Source organism: Streptomyces sp. NPDC001373 (assembly GCF_042895815.1).
Classification (GTDB): Bacteria; Actinomycetota; Actinomycetes; order Streptomycetales; family Streptomycetaceae; genus Streptomyces.
Window position 1 is genome coordinate 245,070 of record NZ_JBIAWQ010000011.1, and the last position, 20,500, is coordinate 265,569.

The 20,500-nt window shown below is 71.5% G+C and carries 21 protein-coding genes; 12 read left to right on the forward strand and 9 right to left on the reverse strand.

Annotated features, from left to right (window positions below):
- Positions 1–324 precede the first annotated feature (324 nt).
- The 6 genes from ACFY15_RS24970 to pstB all read left to right on the forward strand — a co-directional run bounded on the left by ACFY15_RS24970 (position 325) and on the right by pstB (position 8,296).
- Positions 325–2,694 (forward strand): RNA degradosome polyphosphate kinase, encoded by a 2,370-nt coding sequence (locus tag ACFY15_RS24970; RefSeq protein ID WP_390691509.1) that lies wholly within the window; start codon positions 325–327, stop codon positions 2,692–2,694.
- Positions 2,675–3,640 carry a CHAD domain-containing protein gene (locus ACFY15_RS24975; RefSeq protein ID WP_390691510.1) on the forward strand — a complete coding sequence of 322 codons (966 nt, stop codon included), beginning with the start codon at positions 2,675–2,677 and terminating at the stop codon, positions 3,638–3,640. The genes ACFY15_RS24970 and ACFY15_RS24975 overlap by 20 nt, the downstream gene beginning before the upstream one ends.
- A gap of 451 nt (positions 3,641–4,091) precedes the next feature.
- On the forward strand, positions 4,092–5,231 hold the full coding sequence (gene pstS / locus ACFY15_RS24980; RefSeq protein ID WP_390691511.1) for a phosphate ABC transporter substrate-binding protein PstS: 1,140 nt from the start codon (positions 4,092–4,094) through the stop codon (positions 5,229–5,231).
- A 158-nt stretch (positions 5,232–5,389) separates the two neighbouring features.
- The gene (gene pstC / locus ACFY15_RS24985; protein WP_390691512.1) at positions 5,390–6,379 is read left to right on the forward strand and encodes a phosphate ABC transporter permease subunit PstC; all 990 of its coding nucleotides are present in this window, start codon (positions 5,390–5,392) and stop codon (positions 6,377–6,379) included.
- Positions 6,379–7,461, forward strand: coding sequence for a phosphate ABC transporter permease PstA (pstA, locus tag ACFY15_RS24990; RefSeq protein WP_390691513.1), 1,083 nt, complete (start codon positions 6,379–6,381; stop codon positions 7,459–7,461). Before pstC ends, pstA begins: the two co-directional genes overlap by 1 nt.
- A gap of 58 nt (positions 7,462–7,519) precedes the next feature.
- Positions 7,520–8,296, forward strand: a complete 777-nt coding sequence (gene pstB, locus ACFY15_RS24995; RefSeq protein ID WP_366456443.1) for a phosphate ABC transporter ATP-binding protein PstB — start codon at positions 7,520–7,522, stop codon at positions 8,294–8,296.
- Between the two features lie 143 nt (positions 8,297–8,439).
- Here pstB and ACFY15_RS25000 read toward each other — a convergent pair whose 3' ends face one another.
- Positions 8,440–9,441 (reverse strand): inorganic phosphate transporter, encoded by a 1,002-nt coding sequence (locus ACFY15_RS25000; RefSeq protein ID WP_042818431.1) that lies wholly within the window; start codon positions 9,439–9,441, stop codon positions 8,440–8,442.
- A gap of 5 nt (positions 9,442–9,446) precedes the next feature.
- Complete coding sequence (locus ACFY15_RS25005; RefSeq protein ID WP_042818429.1) at positions 9,447–10,067, reverse strand: DUF47 domain-containing protein; 621 nt, start codon at positions 10,065–10,067, stop codon at positions 9,447–9,449.
- A 194-nt stretch (positions 10,068–10,261) separates the two neighbouring features.
- Between ACFY15_RS25005 and ACFY15_RS25010 the strand changes: the two genes are divergently transcribed.
- Complete coding sequence (locus ACFY15_RS25010) at positions 10,262–10,582, forward strand: metal-sensitive transcriptional regulator (RefSeq protein WP_042818427.1); 321 nt, start codon at positions 10,262–10,264, stop codon at positions 10,580–10,582.
- A 10-nt stretch (positions 10,583–10,592) separates the two neighbouring features.
- Here the strand turns inward: ACFY15_RS25010 and ACFY15_RS25015 are convergent, their stop codons facing one another.
- Both ACFY15_RS25015 and ACFY15_RS25020 read right to left on the reverse strand, forming a co-directional pair.
- A complete protein-coding gene (locus ACFY15_RS25015) occupies positions 10,593–10,745 on the reverse strand; it encodes a hypothetical protein (protein ID WP_366456448.1) in 153 nt (50 codons plus the stop codon).
- 148 nt (positions 10,746–10,893) lie between these two features.
- Positions 10,894–11,745, reverse strand: coding sequence for a hypothetical protein (locus ACFY15_RS25020; protein ID WP_390826075.1), 852 nt, complete (start codon positions 11,743–11,745; stop codon positions 10,894–10,896).
- 142 nt (positions 11,746–11,887) lie between these two features.
- Here ACFY15_RS25020 and ACFY15_RS25025 point away from each other — a divergent pair, with 142 nt between their 5' ends.
- Positions 11,888–12,109: a hypothetical protein gene (locus tag ACFY15_RS25025; RefSeq protein WP_390826076.1), complete on the forward strand. Its 222-nt coding sequence runs from the start codon at positions 11,888–11,890 to the stop codon at positions 12,107–12,109.
- A 77-nt stretch (positions 12,110–12,186) separates the two neighbouring features.
- Positions 12,187–12,423: a hypothetical protein gene (locus tag ACFY15_RS25030; RefSeq protein ID WP_390691516.1), complete on the forward strand. Its 237-nt coding sequence runs from the start codon at positions 12,187–12,189 to the stop codon at positions 12,421–12,423.
- A gap of 252 nt (positions 12,424–12,675) precedes the next feature.
- On the opposite strand, the gene ACFY15_RS25035 is transcribed toward ACFY15_RS25030, so the two are convergent.
- The 5 genes from ACFY15_RS25035 to ACFY15_RS25055 form a co-directional block, all read right to left on the reverse strand.
- The gene (locus tag ACFY15_RS25035) at positions 12,676–13,374 is read right to left on the reverse strand and encodes a phosphatase PAP2 family protein (protein ID WP_390691517.1); all 699 of its coding nucleotides are present in this window, start codon (positions 13,372–13,374) and stop codon (positions 12,676–12,678) included.
- A gap of 198 nt (positions 13,375–13,572) precedes the next feature.
- Positions 13,573–14,580, reverse strand: a complete 1,008-nt coding sequence (locus ACFY15_RS25040) for an NlpC/P60 family protein (protein WP_390826084.1) — start codon at positions 14,578–14,580, stop codon at positions 13,573–13,575.
- 74 nt (positions 14,581–14,654) lie between these two features.
- Positions 14,655–16,376, reverse strand: coding sequence for a serine/threonine-protein kinase (locus tag ACFY15_RS25045; RefSeq protein ID WP_390826077.1), 1,722 nt, complete (start codon positions 16,374–16,376; stop codon positions 14,655–14,657).
- 51 nt (positions 16,377–16,427) lie between these two features.
- The gene (locus ACFY15_RS25050; RefSeq protein WP_390826078.1) at positions 16,428–17,222 is read right to left on the reverse strand and encodes a thioesterase family protein; all 795 of its coding nucleotides are present in this window, start codon (positions 17,220–17,222) and stop codon (positions 16,428–16,430) included.
- A gap of 52 nt (positions 17,223–17,274) precedes the next feature.
- Positions 17,275–17,883, reverse strand: a complete 609-nt coding sequence (locus ACFY15_RS25055; RefSeq protein ID WP_390691520.1) for a LysE family transporter — start codon at positions 17,881–17,883, stop codon at positions 17,275–17,277.
- Between the two features lie 176 nt (positions 17,884–18,059).
- Between ACFY15_RS25055 and ACFY15_RS25060 the strand changes: the two genes are divergently transcribed.
- The 3 genes from ACFY15_RS25060 to ACFY15_RS25070 all read left to right on the forward strand — a co-directional run bounded on the left by ACFY15_RS25060 (position 18,060) and on the right by ACFY15_RS25070 (position 20,492).
- Positions 18,060–18,881: a pentapeptide repeat-containing protein gene (locus ACFY15_RS25060; protein WP_390691521.1), complete on the forward strand. Its 822-nt coding sequence runs from the start codon at positions 18,060–18,062 to the stop codon at positions 18,879–18,881.
- A 360-nt stretch (positions 18,882–19,241) separates the two neighbouring features.
- Positions 19,242–19,550: a hypothetical protein gene (locus ACFY15_RS25065; RefSeq protein ID WP_042818271.1), complete on the forward strand. Its 309-nt coding sequence runs from the start codon at positions 19,242–19,244 to the stop codon at positions 19,548–19,550.
- Between the two features lie 105 nt (positions 19,551–19,655).
- Positions 19,656–20,492 carry a hypothetical protein gene (locus ACFY15_RS25070; protein ID WP_390691522.1) on the forward strand — a complete coding sequence of 279 codons (837 nt, stop codon included), beginning with the start codon at positions 19,656–19,658 and terminating at the stop codon, positions 20,490–20,492.
- The last annotated feature ends 8 nt before the right edge of the window (positions 20,493–20,500 follow it).

Below are 20,500 nucleotides of genomic sequence, written 5' to 3' on the forward strand. Positions count from 1 at the left end.
GGGCCGCGGGCGCGGGCGGGGGGGCGGCCGCGGGGGGGGGGGGGGGGGGGGGGGGGGGGGGGGGGGGGGGGGGGGGGGGGGGGGCGGGGGGGGGGGGCCGCCCCCCCCCCCGCCCACCCCCGACCCCGGCCCAGGCCCCGGCCCCGCCCCCGGCCCCGCCCCCACACCCCCACACCCCATCCACCAGCCGGAGCCTGGAAGCCATACGCCATTAACCGGGCATTCAGACACGCTTGCGAGCCTCCCAGCATGCAGCCCCGACTCCGACTGACCGCGGACACTTCCGACGCGCCTGTCCTGCCCCGTGCGCGGAAGAATGGAGTCATGAGCCACCAGCCCAGCGCAGGCCCCACCGAGGTCCCCGCACAGCACCCGTCTCGCCCTTCCGCCTCCTCCTCCGCCGCCTCCAAAACCACGGCGAAGGCCCAGGACAAGGCAGCGGCGAAGACATCGGCAAAGGCAGAGGAAAAGACGGAGGAAAAGGCGCCCACAAGGTCGCGCCTCGGCTCCATAGCCGCCCACCGCCCCCACACCCCGCACGCCACGGGCGGCAGCGCCCGCGTCGGCCTCGATCCCGACCTCGACGCCGATCTCGACGCCTACGAGGACAAGGACGACGACGGCGAGCTCCCCGCCAACCGGTTCCTCGACCGCGAACGCAGCTGGCTGGCCTTCAACGAGCGCGTCCTGGAGCTGGCCGAGGACCCCACCACGCCGCTCCTCGAACGCGCGAACTTCCTGGCGATCTTCGCCAGCAACCTCGACGAGTTCTTCATGGTCCGCGTCGCCGGCCTCAAGCGCCGCATCGCGACCGGTGTCGCCACCCGCTCGGCCTCCGGCCTCCAGCCCCGCGAGGTCCTCGACCTCATCTGGACCCGCTCCCGCGAGCTCATGGCCCGGCACGCCGCCTGCTACCAGCAGGACATCGCCCCCCAGCTCGCGGAGGAGGGCATCCACCTCATCCGGTGGCCCGACCTCACCGAGAAGGAGCAGGCGCGCCTCTTCACCCTGTTCCGCAACCAGATCTTCCCGGTGCTCACCCCGCTGGCCGTGGACCCCGCGCACCCCTTCCCGTACATCTCCGGCCTCTCCCTCAACCTGGCCGTCGTCGTGCGCAACCCCGTCAGCGGCCACCGCCACTTCGCCCGGGTCAAGGTCCCGCCCCTGCTCTCCCGCTTCCTGGAGGCCTCCCCGCAGCGCTACGTCCCGCTGGAGGACGTCATCGCCGCGCACCTGGAGGAGCTGTTCCCCGGCATGGAGGTGCTCGCGCACCACATGTTCCGCGTGACCCGCAACGAGGACCTGGAGGTCGAGGAGGACGACGCCGAGAACCTGCTCCAGGCCCTGGAGAAGGAGCTCATGCGGCGCCGCTTCGGCCCGCCGGTGCGCCTGGAGGTCGAGGAGTCCATCGACCCCGGCGTGCTGGACCTGCTCGTCCAGGAGCTGAAGGTCTCCGCCGCCGAGGTGTACCCGCTGCCCGGCCCCCTCGACCTGACGGCCCTCTTCGGGATCTCCTCCCTCGACCGGCCCGAGCTGAAGTACCCCAAGTTCATCGCCGGCACCCACCGCGACCTCGCCGAGGTGGAGTCCGCCTCCGCGCCGGACATCTTCGCCGCGCTGCGCGAGCGCGACGTCCTGCTCCACCACCCGTACGACAGCTTCTCCACCTCCGTCCAGGCCTTCCTGGAACAGGCGGCCGCCGACCCGGACGTCCTCGCGATCAAGCAGACGCTGTACCGCACCTCCGGCGACTCCCCCATCGTCGACGCCCTGATCGACGCCGCCGAGTCCGGCAAGCAGGTCCTCGTCCTCGTCGAGATCAAGGCCCGCTTCGACGAGCAGGCGAACATCAAGTGGGCGCGCAAGCTGGAGGAGTCCGGCTGCCACGTGGTCTACGGCCTGGTCGGCCTCAAGACCCACTGCAAGCTCTCCCTCGTGGTCCGCCAGGAGGGAGAGACCCTGCGCCGCTACTCGCACGTCGGCACGGGCAACTACCACCCCAAGACCGCCCGCCTCTACGAGGACCTCGGCCTGCTCACCGCCGACCCGCAGGTCGGCGCCGACCTCTCCGACCTCTTCAACCGGCTGTCCGGCTACTCCCGGCGCGAGACCTACCGCCGGCTGCTGACCGCACCGAAGTCCCTGCGCGACGGTCTCATCGCGCGCATCGACAAGGAGGCGGACCACCACCGCTCCGGCCGCCCGGCCTCCGTGCGGCTGAAGATGAACTCGATCGTCGACGAGGCCCTGATCGACGCCCTCTACCGGGCCTCCCAGGCGGGGGTCCCGATCGACATCTGGGTGCGCGGCATCTGCGCCGTGCGCCCCGGGGTCCCGGGGCTCTCGGAGAACATCCGGGTCCGCTCGATCCTCGGCCGCTTCCTGGAACACTCCCGGGTCTTCGCCTTCGGCAACGGCGGCGAGCCCGAGGTGTGGATCGGCAGCGCCGACATGATGCACCGCAACCTCGACCGCCGCATCGAGGCGCTGGTCAGGGTCACCGACCCCGGCCACCGCGCGGCCCTGGACCGGATGCTGGAGACCGGCATGTCCGACGCCACCTCCTCCTGGCACCTGGGCCCGGACGGCGAATGGACCCGGCACAGCACCGACGCCGAGGGCCAGCCGCTGCGGCACGTACAGGAGATGCTCATAGACGCCCGGAGGCGCCGGCGTGGCTCAGCCAAACCATGACCCGACCGCAGGTGACGTGCTCGGCGTGTACCTGCGTTCCCAGGCCACCGCTTTCCTGCGCGCGCTGCGCCTGCATGACGCAGGCCCGGCGGGCGCGGGGGGCGGCCCCGACGCCGGGGACGGGGCGGAGGCGGCGCACGGCCTGCGGGGGGCCGCGCGCCGCATCGCCTCCTCCCTGAGCACGTTCCGGGTCGTCACCCAGTCGGGCTGGGCCGACCCGCTGCGCACCGAGCTGGTCTGGCTCTCCTCCACCCTGGCGGACGAGCACGCGTACGCGGCCCGGCTGTCCCGCCTGATGGAGGCCCTGCAGCGGCTCTCGGCCTCCCCGGAGGTCCCGGCGCCGCGCGGCACCGCCGCGGGCGCGCTCACGGTGGGCTCGGCGCGCGCGGGCGCCCTGCTCGAACGGCAGCTGACGCTCGCCCGTACTCGCGCGCACTCGGCGACCCTCCAGGCGCTCGGGTCGGCGCGGTTCCACGCCGTGGCGGACGCGGTGGCGGTGCTCGCCTCGGAGGTCCCGCTGGACCCGGTGGCGGCCGGCGGCCGTCTGCCCGACGTCCTCACCCCGCTGGCGGCGGTGGCCCGGACCCGTCTGGAGGCGGCCGTGTCCTCCCTGCCCGCCGCCGACGCCTCCGGCCCGTACTCCGCGCACGCGGACGCCGCCTGGCACGAGGTGCGCCGCCTGCTGCGCGTGCACCGGTACGCGCAGGAGGCCCTGGGGGAGGACTCCCCCCGCCTCGCCGCGGCGAGCGAGGCCCTGAACCAGCACCGGGACGCCTCGGAGGCGGCCACCGCCTCGGCGACGGCGGCCCGCACCCCGCGCATCGCCCCGGCGACGGCGTACGCGCTGGGCGTCCTGCACGCCGACCAGCGCCACGCGGTGGAGGCCAGTCGCCTCACCTTCCACACCCTGTGGCACCCCGCCCCGGCGGTACCGGCGGGGTCCTGACGGGGGCGGGGCGTCATGCGCGGCTCCGGACGGCGGGGCGGACGGGGGGCCGGCGGGCACCCCGTCCGCCCCGCTTCCGTTTTCCGGCGCCGTCCGGCCGCCCGCGCGCCGCCCGGCGCCCCGCGACCGACGAGATCCGGCCACCCCCTCCGACCCCCGGCCGCAGCCCCCGGCCACCCCCGGAGGAAGGTCACGGCCCCATAACGGGCGGATAACGCCCGCTTAATCCCAGGTACAAACCCACCCAACCGCACTCGCCCGTCCGCCATGGTTCACCGTCCGTTCACCAACCCCCGTCGACCCCGTCACCTGTTCTGCCTAATTTCGGTACCGCACGGTGCGTGCCGAACAGGAATGAGCGGACCCGCACCCCACCCAACCCGTAGTCCTCTTCGCACGCCGCCCCGATACAGAAAGCGGCCGGCGGCTCCTCGGAAGGAACACCCGAACAGTGAAGCTTCAGCGCAAGAACCGGCTTCGTGCCTCCGCCCTCGGGGCCCTCGTCGTGTCCGGCGCCCTGGTCCTCACGGCGTGCGGCTCGGACGACAACACGAAGACCGGTGCCGACGGCTCCCCGAAGGCCTCGGCCCCGGCGCCCGGCGACATCAAGTGCGACGGCGCCAAGGGCAAGCTCCTCGCCTCCGGCTCCTCCGCCCAGAAGAACGCCGTTGACCTGTGGGTCAAGAACTACATGGCCGCCTGCTCCGGCGTGGAGGTGAACTACAAGTCCTCCTCCTCCGGTGAGGGCATCGTCGCCTTCAACCAGGGCACCGTCGGTTTCGCCGGCTCGGACTCCGCGCTGAAGCCCGAGCAGGTCGAGGACTCGAAGAAGGTCTGCACCGGCGGCCAGGGCATCAACCTGCCGATGGTCGGCGGCCCCATCGCCCTCGGCTTCAACGTCGCCGGCGTGGACAAGCTGAACCTCGACGCCGCCACGATCGCCAACATCTTCAACGACAAGATCAAGAAGTGGGACGACGAGGCGATCAAGAAGCTGAACCCCGGCGTCACGCTCCCCTCCACCGCCATCCAGGCCTTCCACCGCTCCGAGGACTCGGGCACCACCGAGAACCTGGGCAAGTACCTCAAGGCCGCCGCGCCCGACGCCTGGTCCTACGACGCCTCCAAGAAGTGGCCGGCCCCCGGTGGCCAGGCCGCGTCCGGCTCGGCCGGTGTCGCCTCCCAGGTCAAGGCCGTCGACGGTGCGATCGGCTACTTCGAGCTCTCCTACGCCAGCTCGCAGAACATCAAGACGGTCGACGTGAACACCGGCGCCTCCGCCCCGGTCAAGGCCACCCCGGAGAACGCCTCCAAGGCCATCTCCGCCGCCAAGATCGCCGGGACGGGCTCGGACCTGGCGCTTAAGCTCGATTACGCGACCAAGGCCGAGGGTGCGTACCCGATCGTCCTGGTCACCTACGAGGTCGTCTGCGACAAGGGCAACAAGCCCGAGACGCTGGGCACCGTGAAGTCCTTCCTGGATTACACCGCGTCGGACGCCGGCCAGAAGGCCCTCACCGACAACGGTTACGCCCCGATCCCGACCGAGATCAACAGCAAGGTCCGCGAGGTCATCAAGTCCCTCGCCTAAGGCTCAGTCCTTGATCCCCGAGGTCCGGCCCGCCCCCTCCCCCCGACTCCGTCCGGGGGGGATCGCCAGGGCGGGCCGGCCCGGGGACCCTCCCCCTCGCCGGGGGATCCGGTGCACCGCCGCCAGGGGGCCTGCCCCCCACACAGACCGGAAAGACGATGGCTTCCACCACACCCACCCGCATAGACACGGCTCCGCCCGTCGCCACGAACGGAAGGTCCACCGGACGCGCCGGTGACAGGATCTTCTCCGGGCTCTCCAAGGGCTCCGGCATCCTGCTCCTGGTGATCATGGCGTCGATCGCCGCCTTCCTCACCTACCGGGCCAGCATCGCCCTGTCGAAGAACGAGGGGAACTTCCTCACCACCTTCGACTGGAACGCGTCGGCCAACCCCCCCGTCTTCGGCATCGCCGTCCTGCTCTTCGGCACCGTCGTCAGCTCGATCATCGCGATGGCCATCGCGGTTCCGATCGCTGTCGGCATCGCCCTGTTCATCTCGCACTACGCGCCGCGCAAGCTTGCCGCACCCCTCGCCTACGTGGTCGACCTGCTGGCCGCCGTGCCGTCGATCATCTACGGCATCTGGGGCGCCCTCTTCCTCGTGCCGCAGCTGAACGGGCTGAACCTCTGGCTCGACGAGTACCTCGGCTGGACCTACGTCTTCGACAAGACCCAGGTCGGCGTCGCCCGCTCGCTCTTCACCGTCGGCATCCTCCTCGCGATCATGATCCTGCCGATCGTGACGAGCGTCAGCCGCGAGGTCTTCCTCCAGGTCCCGCGCATGAACGAGGAGGCCGCCCTGGCCCTCGGCGCGACCCGCTGGGAGGTCATCCGGCTGTCGGTGCTGCCCTTCGGCCGCTCCGGCGTCATCTCCGCCTCCATGCTCGGCCTCGGCCGCGCGCTCGGCGAGACCATGGCCGTGGCCACCGTCCTGTCCCCGAGCTTCCTGATCTCCGGGCACATCCTGGACCCGGGCGGCGGCACCTTCGCGCAGAACATCGCCGCGAAGTTCGACGAGGCCAACGAGTTCGGCCGTGACGCGCTCATCGCCTCCGGCCTGGTCCTCTTCCTGCTCACCCTGCTGGTCAACGGCGCCGCCCGCCTGATCATCGCCCGTCGCAAGGACTTCTCGGGGGCGAACGCCTGATGAGCCAGACACTCCAGGACCAGCGGCCCGCTCCGGCCCACAAGTCCGCCGTCCCCGCCGGCCTGACCCGCGGCGGCCTGCCCCGCTGGGCCCCCGCCGGCATCGCCGTCGCCTCCGCCGTCCTCGGCAGCGCCATCGGCCTGGTCTTCGACCTGAGCAGCAAGGTGCAGTGGGGCCTGATCGCCGCCCTGCTGTTCGTCGTCATCACGTACACCGCCAGCTCGGTCGTCGAGAACCGCCGCCAGGCCAAGGACCGCATCGCGACCTCCCTCGTCTGGGTCTGCTTCGTCCTCGCGGTCGTCCCGCTGCTGTCCCTGATGTGGACCACGGTCAGCCGCGGCCTGAAGGCCCTGAACGCGGACTTCCTCAGCCACTCGATGAACGGCGTGACCAGCTTCGAGCAGGGCGGCGGCGTCTACCACGCGCTGCTCGGCACCCTCGAGCAGGTAGCCCTCGCCGCCCTGATCGCGGCGCCCATCGGCCTGCTGACCGCCGTCTACCTGGTCGAGTACGGCAAGGGCAAGCTCGCCCGGGCCGTCACCTTCTTCGTCGACGTCATGACCGGCATCCCCTCCATCGTCGCGGGCCTGTTCATCCTGACGACCTGGAACCTGATGCTCGGCTTCGGCCCCTCGGGCTTCGCCGGCGCGATGGCGCTGTCGATCCTGATGATGCCGGTCGTCGTCCGCTCCACCGAGGAGATGCTCAAGCTCGTCCCGAACGAGCTGCGCGAGGCCGCCCTGGCCCTCGGTGTGCCGAAGTGGCGCGTGATCCTCAAGGTGGTCCTGCCCACGGCCATCGGCGGCATCTCCACCGGCCTGATGCTGGCCGTCGCCCGCATCGCCGGCGAGACCGCGCCGATCATGCTGCTGGTCTTCGGATCGCAGCTGATCAACGGCAACCCCTTCGAAGGTGCCCAGTCCTCCCTCCCGCTGTACATCTGGGAGCAGTACAAGGTCGGCAGCGAAGCCTCCTACGACCGCGCCTGGGCCGCGGCGCTCGTTCTGATCGCCTTCGTCATGATCCTGAATCTGGTGGCCCGCGGCATCGCCCGCTGGAAGGCCCCGAAGACCGGTCGCTAAAAAGCGAGCCCAATTGCGGCTCCGCCGCGTGTGACCACTGAAAGCGAAGTGACCCCTCATGGCCAAGCGAATCGACGTCAGCGGCCTCTCCGCCTTCTACGGCAGCCACAAGGCCATCGACGACATCTCGATGACCGTGGAACCCCGCTCGGTGACCGCCTTCATCGGCCCCTCCGGCTGCGGCAAGTCGACCTTCCTGCGCACCCTGAACCGCATGCACGAGGTCACCCCCGGCGGCCGCGTCGAGGGCAAGGTGCTGCTGGACGACGAGAACCTGTACGGCTCGAACGTGGACCCGGTCGCGGTGCGCCGCACCGTCGGCATGGTCTTCCAGCGCCCGAACCCCTTCCCCACCATGTCGATCTTCGACAACGTGGCGGCGGGCCTGCGCCTGAACGGCAAGTTCAAGAAGTCCGAGCTCACGGACATCGTGGAGCGCTCCCTCAAGGGCGCGAACCTCTGGAACGAGGTCAAGGACCGCCTGAACAAGCCCGGCTCCGGCCTCTCCGGCGGCCAGCAGCAGCGTCTGTGCATCGCCCGCGCCATCGCGGTCGAGCCCCAGGTCCTGCTGATGGACGAGCCCTGCTCCGCCCTCGACCCGATCTCCACCCTCGCCATCGAGGACCTGATCGGCGAGCTCAAGGAGCGGTTCACGATCGTCATCGTGACCCACAACATGCAGCAGGCGGCCCGCGTCTCCGACCGCACCGCCTTCTTCAACCTCGCCGCCGTCGGCCAGCCCGGAAAGCTGGTCGAGATCGACGACACGGACCGGATCTTCTCCAACCCGTCCGTCCAGGCGACCGAGGACTACATCTCGGGCCGCTTCGGCTAAACACCGGGGCCGCTCGCGCGGTCGTCCTGCGGTGCTGCATGGCGGTGCCACCGCAGGACGGAAGGAAAAAGGGCCGGCTCCCCCTGGGTGGGGGGAGCCGGCCCGTTTCCGTTCCGGTGCCCGTACGGGCGGGCGCCGCCGGCTCAGCCGACGAAGGCCAGGTCCGCGAGCCAGAAGCAGATCGCGGCGACCAGAGCCGCCGCCGGCATGGTGATGAACCAGCCAAGGATGATGTTCTTCGCCACGCCCCAGCGGACCGCGTTGACCCGCTTGGTCGCGCCCACACCCATGATCGCCGAGGTGATCACGTGGGTGGTGGAGATCGGCGCCTTGAAGAGGAAGGCCGTGGCGAACATGATCGAGGCGCCGGTGGTCTCCGCCGCGAAGCCCTGCGGCGGGTCCAGCTCGATGATCTTGCGGCCGAGGGTGCGCATGATGCGCCAGCCGCCCGCGTAGGTGCCCAGCGACAGCATCACCGCACACACGATCTTCACCCAGACCGGGATCGGGTCGTCGGCACCCTGCACGTCGGCGATGACCAGGGCCATCACGACGACACCCATGGTCTTCTGCGCGTCCTGGAGGCCGTGCCCGAGGGCCATGCCGGCCGCCGACACCGTCTGCGCGATGCGGAAGCCGCGCTTGGCCTTGTGCGGGTTGGCGCGGCGGAACATCCACAGGATGACGACCATCACCAGGTAGCCGACGAGCAGGCCGACGACCGGGGACAGGAACATCGGGATGACGACCTTGTCGAGCACCCCGCCCCACAGGACCTCGGTCCCGCCGGCCAGCGCCGCGCCCACCATGCCGCCGAACAGGGCGTGGGAGGACGACGAGGGCAGCCCGAAGTACCAGGTGATCAGGTTCCACACGATGGCGCCGACCAGCGCGGAGAAGAGGATCCACATGCCCCGGTTCCCCTGGGGCGTCTCGATGAGCCCCTGGCTCACCGTGTGGGCGACACCGCTGCCGAGGAAGGCGCCGGCGAGGTTCATCACCGCGGCCATCGCGAGCGCCGCGCGCGGGGTCAGTGCCCGCGTCGAGACGGAGGTCGCGATGGCGTTCGCGGAGTCGTGGAAACCGTTCGTATACGTGAAGCCGAGCGCGACACCGATGGTCACGACCAGAGCGAAGGTGTCCACGCGGTTCAGGACTCCTTGACGGCGATGGTCTCCACCGTGTTCGCGACGTGCTCGAACGCGTCGGCGGCCTCTTCGAGGACGTCGACGATCTGCTTGAGCTTCAGCACCTCGATGGCGTCGTACTTGCCGTTGAAGAGCTGGGCGAGCAGCTTGCGGTGGATCTGGTCGGCCTGGTTCTCCAGCCGGTTGACCTCGATCCAGTACTCGGTGAGGTTGTCCATGGTCCGCAGGTGCGGCATCGCCTCGGCGGTCAGCTCGGCCGCCCGCGCCAGGACCTCGATCTGCTGCTCGACGCCCTTGGGCAGCTCCTCGACGTTGTACAGGACGACGAGGTCGACGGCCTCCTCCATGAAGTCCATGATGTCGTCGAGCGACGAGGCCAGGCTGTAGATGTCCTCGCGGTCGAACGGCGTGATGAAGGAGGAGTTCAGCTGGTGGAAGATCGCGTGGGTGGCGTCGTCCCCCGCGTGTTCGGCCGCACGCATCCGTTCCGCGATCTCGGCCCGGGCGGAGGGATCCGCCCCGAGCAGTTCCATCAGGAGCTTGGAGCCCGTGACGATGTTGTCCGCGGATGCGGCGAACATGTCGTAGAAGCTCGTCTCCCTGGGGGTCAGACGAAATCGCACGTGAGGTCCTCGGGGTGCATCGGATTCGGTCAGGCTGATGCTAGGCGTATCCCCCGGCCACGGCTAACCGGCGGTCTGGGCTGTCCTCCATCGGGCAGAGTGGGCCCTGCGGATCCCTGCCCCTGCGGCCCGGGCGAAGTAACCTATACCCATGAGGGGTATATACCCCCTCGTTCCGGACCACGGGAGGACTCATGACGACCATCGAGGCGGAGGGCTCCGGGGCCGTTCCCGTCCACGGCTATCACCACCAGAAGGACGAGCACCTCAAGCGGCTGCGCCGGATCGAGGGCCAGATCCGGGGCCTCCAGCGGCTCGTCGACGAGGACGTGTACTGCATCGACATACTCACCCAGGTGTCGGCGAGCACGAAGGCCCTCCAGTCCTTCGCCCTCCAGCTCCTGGAGGAACACCTGCGCCACTGCGTGGCGGACGCCGCCGTCAAGGGCGGCACCGAGATCGACGCGAAGGTGGAGGAGGCCACGAAGGCCATCGCCCGGCTCCTGCGCAGCTGACCGCGGCGGGCTAGGGCCCGACCCCCATCAGCACCTCGTCGATCCGGTCCTGGCTCAGCCGATCCTCGGCCGCGGCCGACGCCGCGATGATCAGCTCCCCGCAGAGCTCGATCTCGGCGAGCGCCACGTGGTCCTGCACCGTCGTACCGCCCGCGGGAGTCACGCGTGTCACCTCTCTCTGCCGCCATCGCCCGTCCGGCACCCGGCTTCCCAGCGTAGGGACCGCCCCTCGTGCCGCGCATGACACGGATGGACCATTTCCGGATAGTGGAGCCATGGCCCGGACGAACCGCCCGGGCCCTTCCGGTCGGCTAGTCGGCGATCTTCCCGGCGTAAATGTCCCCCTCTGCGGGCAATACGACGGTCACCGGGGTCCCGAACCCGTACAGCAGCGTCGTCGAGGAGACATCGATCACGCCATTCTTGACGTACGTGAAACGATGCCGGACCTTCCGCAGACGGCCCTCCTCGTCCAGGTACGCGTCGAACGGCACGCTGTCCTCGCGGAACCCTTTCGCCGCCGCCTGCAGGGCCTCCTTGACCCCGGGGGAGGCGCTCTGCGCGGCCCGTCCGATGTCCGTCGTCCCCTGGTAGTGCCGGACCTTGGTGCCCGCCAGGTCGGTCTCGCCGATGTACGTCACCTGCTGCGCGCCGCGCAGCAGCTCGGCGGCGGCCAGCGGATCGGTGGCCCCGCCCGTGACGAGGTTGCCGTCGGGCAGGGCCGCCGTGTCGAGGCGGACCCACTTGTCGTCGGGGACGCCGGCGCCGCGGTTCTTCATGTAGAGCGCGCCCGGGACGAGCAGCTCGGTGATCGGCCGGTGCTCCGGCCGGCCCTTCACGTCGGCGGGCAGCATCACCAGCAGCTGGCCCATCCGCCTGCGGAAGTCGACCCCGCCCTCGCCCCGGATGGTCACCCGGGTCCCGCCGGTGGCCATCTCCATCGCCGTACGGGCCCGCGCGCTCCCGGTGGCGGCCAGCGCGGCGGCGGCCCCCCGGACCGCCGCCGCCGGATCGCCCGGGGGACGGGCGTCGCCGGCCCCGCCGCCGGCCACCGTCCCGCTCGCGGCGCCGCATCCGCCCAGCGCGGCCACGGCGACGGCCACACAGACCGCGAGCACCGCCTCGCCCGCACGCCGTCGCCGCCTGTGCTGGTGCACCACCATCGCCTGCCAACCCCCAACGCATGACCGCTGCTTGCCCGAGGCCCCCACCCGCTCCGGTTAACGAGGTCCGGGGTTTCCCGTAACGGTCCGGAAGTGGCCGGGGACCGTACCGGTGCTGGCCCTTCCCCGGTACCGTTGAGGCGTGGATCCGCACACCAAGGCGACGCAGGTCGCTCCGTTTGCCCCTGCGCCCGGCCCGCGTCACCCCGCGGACACCGCGCAGGCACCCGCCGGACACACCACGAGCACCGCCGAGCGGGGCTCCTTCTGCCTGGCCGTGTGCAGCTGCGGCTGGACCGGCCCGGCCCGCCGCTCCCGTGACCTCGCCCGCAGGGACGCCACCCGGCACACCTCCGCCGCATAGCGTCCCGACGGCGGGGTGGTTCGCCCGTTCGGACGCCCCGGCTGGCCGGGGACGACGGGACCGGGTGCGCTGGGGGCATGCCAGGAACCGCACCTCGCCTCGCGGCCCTCCTCTGGGCCCTGCTGATCGCGCTCACCCCGGCCGCGGCGGCCTGGGCGCGCCCCGTGGGCACGGCGGACGGGCCGGCCGACGTGGCGCTGGCCGTGGGGCTCACCACCGCCGCGGCGACGGCCACCGGCCTGTGGCTGCGCTCCCGCTACCGGCGCGAGGAACCGGAACCTCCGGGCCGCGGCGGCAAGGGCGGAGAGCCGTGACGCCCCGCCCGCGCCCAACGGCGGTGGTGCTGTGCTTCGGCGCGGCCGGCCTGTGCCTGCTGGTGGCGCTGCTGCTCGCGCTGTGGAACCCCTGAAGGGGACGGACGGGCCGGCACACGGACGGGCCGACGCGCGGACGGGCCGGCGCGCAGACGGAGTGGCGCACGGACGGGCCGGCGCGCAGACGGGCCGGCGCGCAGACGGAACGGCGCACGGGCGGGCCGGCGCGCGGACGGAGCGGCGCGCGGGGCCTCAGGCGGCGAGGTCGCTCTCGGCCGGCAGCTGCGCCAGCTCCACGGGCCGGGCCACCACCCGTTCCCGGGCCCGTACGAGCCGGCCCAGGCGCGGGGCCCGCGCGAGCGCCCGCACCAGCGGGGTCAGCCCGGCCATGGCGAGCGGCGCGAGGACGAGCACGACGGCGGTGCCGAGCGCGAAGCCCCCGATGACGTCGGTCGGGTAGTGCACGCCCAGGTAGACGCGGCACAGCCCCTCGGCGAGCGCGAGCCCGATGCCGACGAGCCCGAGGCGGCGGTTGGCGAGGAACACCCCGATGCCCAGCGCCATCGCGAGGGTGGCATGGTCACTGACGAAGGAGAACCCGGCGCCCGGCCCGCCGCCGGCGCCGCCGAGCACCTCCAGCCCCTCGTGCGCGACGAACGGCCGCGGCCGCGCCACCAACTGGCGCAGCGGCACGTTCACGAGCAGGGCGAGGGCGGCGGCCAGCGGGGCCCACACCAGTGCGGCGAACGACTCGGCGGCGGACGCCTCGTCCTGCCGCCGGGCTCCGCGCCAGCACCACAGGACGAGCAGCACCATGGCGAGCGGCAGCCCGTAGGACGCGAGCAGGGCGACGCCCCGGTCGAGCCAGCCCGGGGCGTGCCGGGCGACGCTGTTGATCCGGTACAGCAGGCTGACATCCACATTCGGCCCACCGGTCGTGAGTCCAGCCATGCGACGCGGCCCCTTGCTTGCCTAGGTCCCGTGTGGCGCACGGCGGTGTGCGCCCCTCCAAACCCCCCGCCGATCAACCCCCGTGTCCATGGAACGCCCGTTCTCACGGGCATGGTTCCACTCTCCATCGAATGATCACCGCAACGTTATCCAAGAGTGACTGGTCACCGCAGCTCAGGGCCTGCACTTCACGGTGCGTCACGAGGCCTTCGGGGCAGCCGGCGAACGCTCCGGAAGCGCCTCCGCACCCTCCTTGGTCACGCGGGTCGCGCCGAAGTAGTCGGGGGTGTCGATCTTGTCGAAGCGGATGACGGCGCCGGTGCGCGGGGCGTTGATCATGTAGCCGCCGCCCACGTACAGCCCGACGTGCCGGATCTCCCGGGAGTTCGTCAGATCGTCGGAGAAGAAGACCAGATCACCGGGGAGCAGTTCGGCGCGCGAGGGGTGCGGCCCGGCGTTGTACTGGTCGTTGGCCACGCGCGGCAGCTCGACCCCCACGGTCTCGTACGCCGCCTTGGTCAACCCGGAACAGTCGAACCGCCCGTTGTCCTCGGGCGTCCCGTCACCACCCCACAGGTACGGCGTCCCGAGCTGCTTCTGCGCGAAGTACACGGCGGCGGCAGCCTGCTGCGAGGGCGAGACGCGCCCGACGGGGCGCGCGAAGCTCTTCTCCAGAGACCGGATGGCCTTCACGTAGCCCTGCGTCTCGTTCAGCGGCGGCACACCACCGGCCTTGATGACGCGGTACGGACCGGCGTTGTAGGCGGCGAGCATATTGTCTGACGGATCACCTGGTACTCCCGCTACGTCCTTGGCGAGTTGGCAGTCGTACGATGCCGCCGAGGGGATCGCGTCCTTGGGGTCCCAGATGTCCCGGTCGCCGTCACCGTCGCCGTCGACACCGTACGTGGCCCAGGTCTCCGGGATGAACTGGGCGATGCCGCGCGCGTCGGCGTGGCTCAGCGCGTCCGGCTTCCAGTTGCTCTCGGTGTACAACTGCGCGGCCAACATGGCCGGATTGAGAGCGGGGCAAAGGTTTCCCCACTTCTCCACCAGCGGTTGGTAGATCGCCGGCACAGCCCCCTTGACCAGTCCGACGGCGCCCTGCCTGCCGCCCTTCGCGAGGCCCGCCGCCGCCGAGTACGTCCCGACGACCAGCAGCGCCACGAAGGTCAGGCACACGCCGATCCCGATACCGCCCGCCATCCAGAATTTGCGCACTCGTCAACACTGCCTCATAGCTGGCGGCATGACAGTGCATTCATCAGTCTGTCTGGACACTATTTCACCGGAAAGCCGGTGCAGTAGAGGCTGCTGTATTCCTTGAGGCCCCTGACACGGTAGAACAGCACGGTCCAGTCGCCCGGGTCGTTGGCCACCGGGATGGCGGGGAAGTGCCGGGTGTTCCCGTCGTTGTCCACGAGCTGCGTGGCGAAGTCGTCGGGGTAGGTGAGGTAGATCCCGCCGTCCTCGGTCTTCCGGGTGAGGTCGACGGGCTTGCTGGTGTAGCCGATGCTGTGGTTGTAGTCGCGGACGTTCTCGAACGGCCGCTGGGTCGTCGAGTCGATCTCGTGCGGGGGCTTGACCCCGACGGAGACGAAGTAGGGCCCCTTCTCCTGGTGGTACGGCTTCAGCATCACGTGGATCCTGACCTTGCCCGCGACGGTTTTCGCGTTGGGGTCGGCCGCGGCGACCGCGGAACCCACCAGGTACTCCGCCCGCTCCTCGGGGGGCAGGTTGCAGCTCCCCACACCGGTCGCGGTGCCGGTCCACAGGTCCCGGGAGACCGTCGCCGGCTCGATGTGGTCGGGCCCGGCCGCGGAACCGCCGTCCTGGGCCTGACTCGGCGCCGGCTTCGCGGCCGGGGAGGAGGGCACCGCGCCCGGCGTGCTCGGGCCGGCCGCCGGAGGGGCGGCAGCCCCGTCTCCCCTGCTCTTCGCGCCGCTCTGCTGCTGGAACAGCATGTACCCGCCCGTCCCGAGCCCGCCCACGAGCAGCGCCGCCGCGACCGCCACCGCCCAGCGCGGCACGGCGCGCCGACGCCCGGCGGCCTCCTCCCCGCCCGGCACGTACGTGGGCACGTAGCCCGACGGCCCCGCCGGCAGACCCGGGCCGATGGTCGACGGCAGCATCCCCGGCACCTGCCACGTACCGCCGGCGGCCGCCGTGAGCGAGGCGTACACCGGGTCGTCGACCAGCGCCGAGTCCACCGCACAGCGGCGGATGATCTCGGCGGGGGCCGGCCGGTCCCCCGGCTCCACCGCCACGCACGCCCTGATCAGCGCGGCCAGCTCGGGCTCCACGCCCGCGACGTCGATCTCGCCGTGCACCGCGCGGAAGTTGACCGCCGTCGGCTCCCCGGTCCCGTACGGAGCCCGGCCCGTGGCCGCGTGGGCGAGCGTGGCGCCTAGCGCGAAGACATCGGCGGCGGCCGCGGCCTCGCCGCGCAGCAGCACCTCCGGGGCCGCGTAGCCGGGCGTGCCCGGGGCAGCACCGGTCTGCGTCAGAGCCGTCTCGGACACGCCCTTGGCGATGCCGAAATCGATGAGCTGGGGACCCTGCACGCCGAGGATGACGTTCTGCGGTTTGAGGTCCCGGTGCGTGATCCCGTGCGCGTGCACGCTCGCGAGCCCCTCGGCCAGCGCGGCGAACAGCCTGCGGCAGGAGCCGGCGGGCAGGGCCCCGAACTCGCGCACGGCGTGGCCGAGCGTGGGCCCGGCCACGTACTCGGTGGCCAGCCAGTAGGGCGGCGCCGCCAGCGAGGCGTCGATCAGGTTCGCGGTGTAGGCGGAACGCACCGCACGGACCGTCTCCGCCTCCCGCCGGAAGCGCGCGAGCGCCTCCGGATGCTCGGTGATCTCGTCTTTGATCACCTTGACGGCCACCAGGCGACCGCCGGGCGACCGCCCGAGGTACACCTGCCCCATGCCCCCGGCCCCGAGCCGGGCCAGCAGCGTATGCGCCCCGATACGGGCCGGGTCGGTGTCTCTCAGCGCCTCCATCCGGCCGAGATTGCCATACCGACTCCGCGTGGCGACAGGGGGGTTGGCCCGTCAGCGCGCCGCCACGAACAGGCTCTGCGCGCTCCGCCCCATCGGACCCTTCTCGTCGTGCAGCCGCGCGTCGGCCAGCCCGATACCACTCGCGTCCACGCTCGTGCGGGCCTCGACGCACACCCACTCCCCCACGGGATACCGGTGCAGATGGACGCTCAGGTCGCCGTTGGCGAACACGAACCGCCCGAAGTCCATCACCGCGCTGATCCCGTTACCCGAGTCGGCGGCGACCAGCACCCGGTCCAGCGGCCGCACCGCCTCCCCCGCGACGAGCGGCACGCGCATGCGCATCCAGCAGGTCCCCGGCCCCGGCTCGGTGAAGGACCCTTCCGTGAACCGGGTCTCCATCGAGGAGTGGTACCCCGTCTCCCACGGCACGGGGAAGAACGGCGTCACCCCCACCTCCCCCGGCGGCGGCACCCGCGCCCCCTCGCCCACCGCCGGCACCGGCTCCCCGGCCACCCGGATCCGCAGCGCCCGCGCCAGCATCACCGGCGCGTCCGCACCGGCCGGGGTGAGGGCCGCCTCGACCACCTCGGTGCCCCGCCCCGCCCGCAGCACCGACGTGGCGACGGCCAGCTCCCCGATGGGCACCGGCCGCAGGATCTCGTACGTGATCCGGGCGACCCGCATGTCGTCGCGCGCCCCCGGCCGGTCCTCCACGGCCCGCCCGAGCAGCGCGGCGGGCGGGCCGGCGTGCTGCGAGCCCGCGTCCCACGGCCCGCGCGTCGCATCGGTGGCCCGGAAGCGGCCGTCCCCGATCCGTTCGTAGAACCCGTCCTCAGCATCCATGCCGCCGCACGCTACCCACAGGTAACCCGCGGCACCACCCCCGCCACCCGCCTCAGCGGGCGACCCCGAGGCCGACCCCCAGCCCCACCAGGACCGAACCGATGGCCCGGTTCAGCACCTTCTGCGCCCTGAGCATCCGCTCGCGCAGCGCGGAGTGGGAGAAGAACAGCGCCACCGCCCCGAACCACAGCAGGTGCGCCGCCGACATGAACAGCCCGTACCCGGCCTGCCGCCACGCGGGCGTGCCGGGGTTCACCACCTGCGTGAAGGTGGACACGACGAACAGCGTGGTCTTGGGGTTGAGCACATTGGTGAGGAACCCGTTGCGCAGGGCCCCCAGCCGCGTCAGCCCCGGCTTCGACTCCAGGTCGACCGTCAGCTCGGCCCGCGCCCGGAAGGTACGGATCCCGATCCACACCAGGTACGCGGCACCCGCCAGCTTGATCGCCGTGAACAGGGCCGTCGAGGAGGCGATCAGCAGCCCCACCCCGAGCATCGTGTACGAGACGTGCACCAGCACCCCGCCCGCGACCCCCGCGGCCGCGAACAGCCCGGTGGACCGCCCGTACAGACAGCTGTTCCTCACGACCATCGCGAAATCGGCCCCGGGGCTGATGACCGCGAGCAGCGTGATGATCCCGACCGTGATCACTTCTGTCATGCACAGATCCTCACTCCCGGCCGGACACCCGATCAAGCCCTCCCGGACGAAACACACTTGAGCCGCACACCCTGATCCCCGCCCCGGGCACCGCCGCCCCGCCCGGCCCCCTCCCCCACCCGGACCCCACGGCCACGCACGCCACCCACCCACCCCACACCCGTCACAATGAACAGGTGTCCAGCCACCCCCGCACCGCCCTCCCCCTCCTCCAGGCAGACTGCGCGAACTGCTTCGCGCTCTGCTGCGTCGCCCTGCCCTTCGCGAAGTCGGCCGACTTCGCCGTGAACAAGGCCGCCGGCACCCCCTGCAAGAACCTCCAGCAGGACTTCCGCTGCGGCGTCCACACACGTCTGCGCGACCAGGGGTTCCAGGGCTGCACGGTCTTCGACTGCTTCGGCGCGGGCCAGCAGATCTCCCAGGTCACCTTCGCCGGCCGCGACTGGCGCGAGCACCCCGGCACCCGGGCCGCGATGTTCGAGGCCTTCCCGGTCATGCGCCAGCTGCACGAGCTGCTCTTCTACGTCTCCGCGGCCCTGGACCTCCCGGCGGCGGCCCCCCTCCACACGGCCCTGCGCACGCTCCTCGCGAAGACCGAGGCCCTCACCCGGGCGGACGCGGCGACCCTCACCGCCCTCGACGTCCCCGCCCTGCGCCAGGAGATCAACGAGCTCCTCCTGAAGACCAGCGAGCTGGCCCGCGCCAAGACCCCGGGCCGCAGGAAGAACCACCGCGGCGCCGACCTGATGGGCGCCCGCCTCGCCGGAGCCGACCTGCGCGGCGCCAACCTGCGCGGCGCCTACCTCATCGCTGCCGACCTCGGCCGCGCCGACCTGCGCGGCGCCGACCTGATCGGCGCGGACTTCCGCGACACGAACCTCCGCGGAGCCGACCTGCGCGACACCCTCTTCCTCACCCAGCCCCAGCTCAACGCCGCCCAGGGCGACCCCACGACCCGCATCCCCGCCACCCTCAGGCGCCCCGCCCACTGGACGTGACCGGGCGGGGACGGCCCGGCACCGTCCCCGTGCGCCCCGCGCGCACCCACACGCCCCCCGAGCGCCACCACCGCGCCACACCCGCGGCGCGCAGGCCCCCAGGCCTCCAGTCATTGCCCGAGGTCACCCCCCGTGATACACAGAGTGACCAGGTCAGGCCATGCGTACGAACGCACACACGTGCATGCGCACACGCGCACGCACCCCCACGCACCCGCACGCACGGCCCGATACGCGGGACATCGGGTAAAGAGACCGGCCAAGTCGACGACGGCCGACGTTTCATCAGCGAAGATAGTGCGTGACCCCTGCCATCGGGCACGGGCTGACGGAACTACCCATACAGGGGCGGTGAGTTACATGATCCTGGCAGCCGAAAAGGGCGACATCACCACCATCATCGGCGGAATCGCCCCGAACTGGGGGCCGTTCGGCAGTCTCGGCAACGAAGCGAAGGTCATGATCGAGGTCATCATGGCCGTGGCGATCCTCCTCTGCCTCGGCATCGCCATCTGGGGCGCCGCCAAGCAGCGCATCGGCGCCACCGCACTGCGCGACACGTTCAGCGCGGAACAGGGCAAGGGCCTGATCGTGGCCGGTCTGACCGGAGTCTTCATCATCGGCTCCCTCGGCACCCTCTTCACGATCGTCTACGGAATGGCCGTCTAGCAGGACCACCGCGGCCGGCCGCACCCTGATGAGGAATCACCACACCGCGCCTGCGCGGAAACGAGCGCTACCGTCGTACGACGCGGAGGGGGCGGACGACAGGCAATGAGCAACGAAGACCAGTACGGCGGGGGTGCCGGCCACGGCGAGGTGGGCGGCACGGGCCAGACCCGTACCCGCCTCCCGGACCCCCCCTCCGACGCCTACGGCACCCCCCGCCGCACCTCCCGTGCCTCGCGCGGCCTGATCACGGTGGTCGGGGTCGTGGTCCTGCTCATCGCCGCCATCGCCTTCGCGAACCGCTCCCAGAACACCCCCGAACCCCCCACCTCGAACAAACCCCCAACCACCAACCCCACCAACCCCACGGGCACCTCTCCCGTCACCGCCAAATCGGCCGGCGTCCCGAAGGGCTTCGCCCACGACGAACAGGGCGCCCAGTCCGCGGCAGCGAACTACACCGTAGCCCTGAGCTCCGACGGCATGTTCGACGCCACCCGCAGGAAGGCGATCGTCCAGGCTGTCTACACCCCCGACACCGCGGCGGCGCGCCAGACCGAGCTCGACCGGCTGTACAGCGACCCGGGCTTCCTCGGCCGGATCGGCCTCGAGGCCGGCGGCAAGGCTCCCAAGAACATGGTCTTCGTCAGCCGTACGAACCCGGCCGGCACGAAGACGGAGAAGATCGACGGTGACACCGCCACCATCTCCGTCTGGTACTCGTCCCTCTTCGGGCTGGCGGGCGAGGGATCAAAGTCCCCTGTTTCCGAGGGCTGGTACACGAACACGTTCGAACTCCGTTGGGTCAACGGCGACTGGTGGGTCTCGAACTTCACGCAGAAGGACGGCCCGACCCCGGTCGGCCGCGACCAGACGGCCTCATCGGCCGAGGACATGTCCGCAGCCGTGTCGCAGTTCGGAGGGCTCACCTATGCGCGTTGACATCCGTC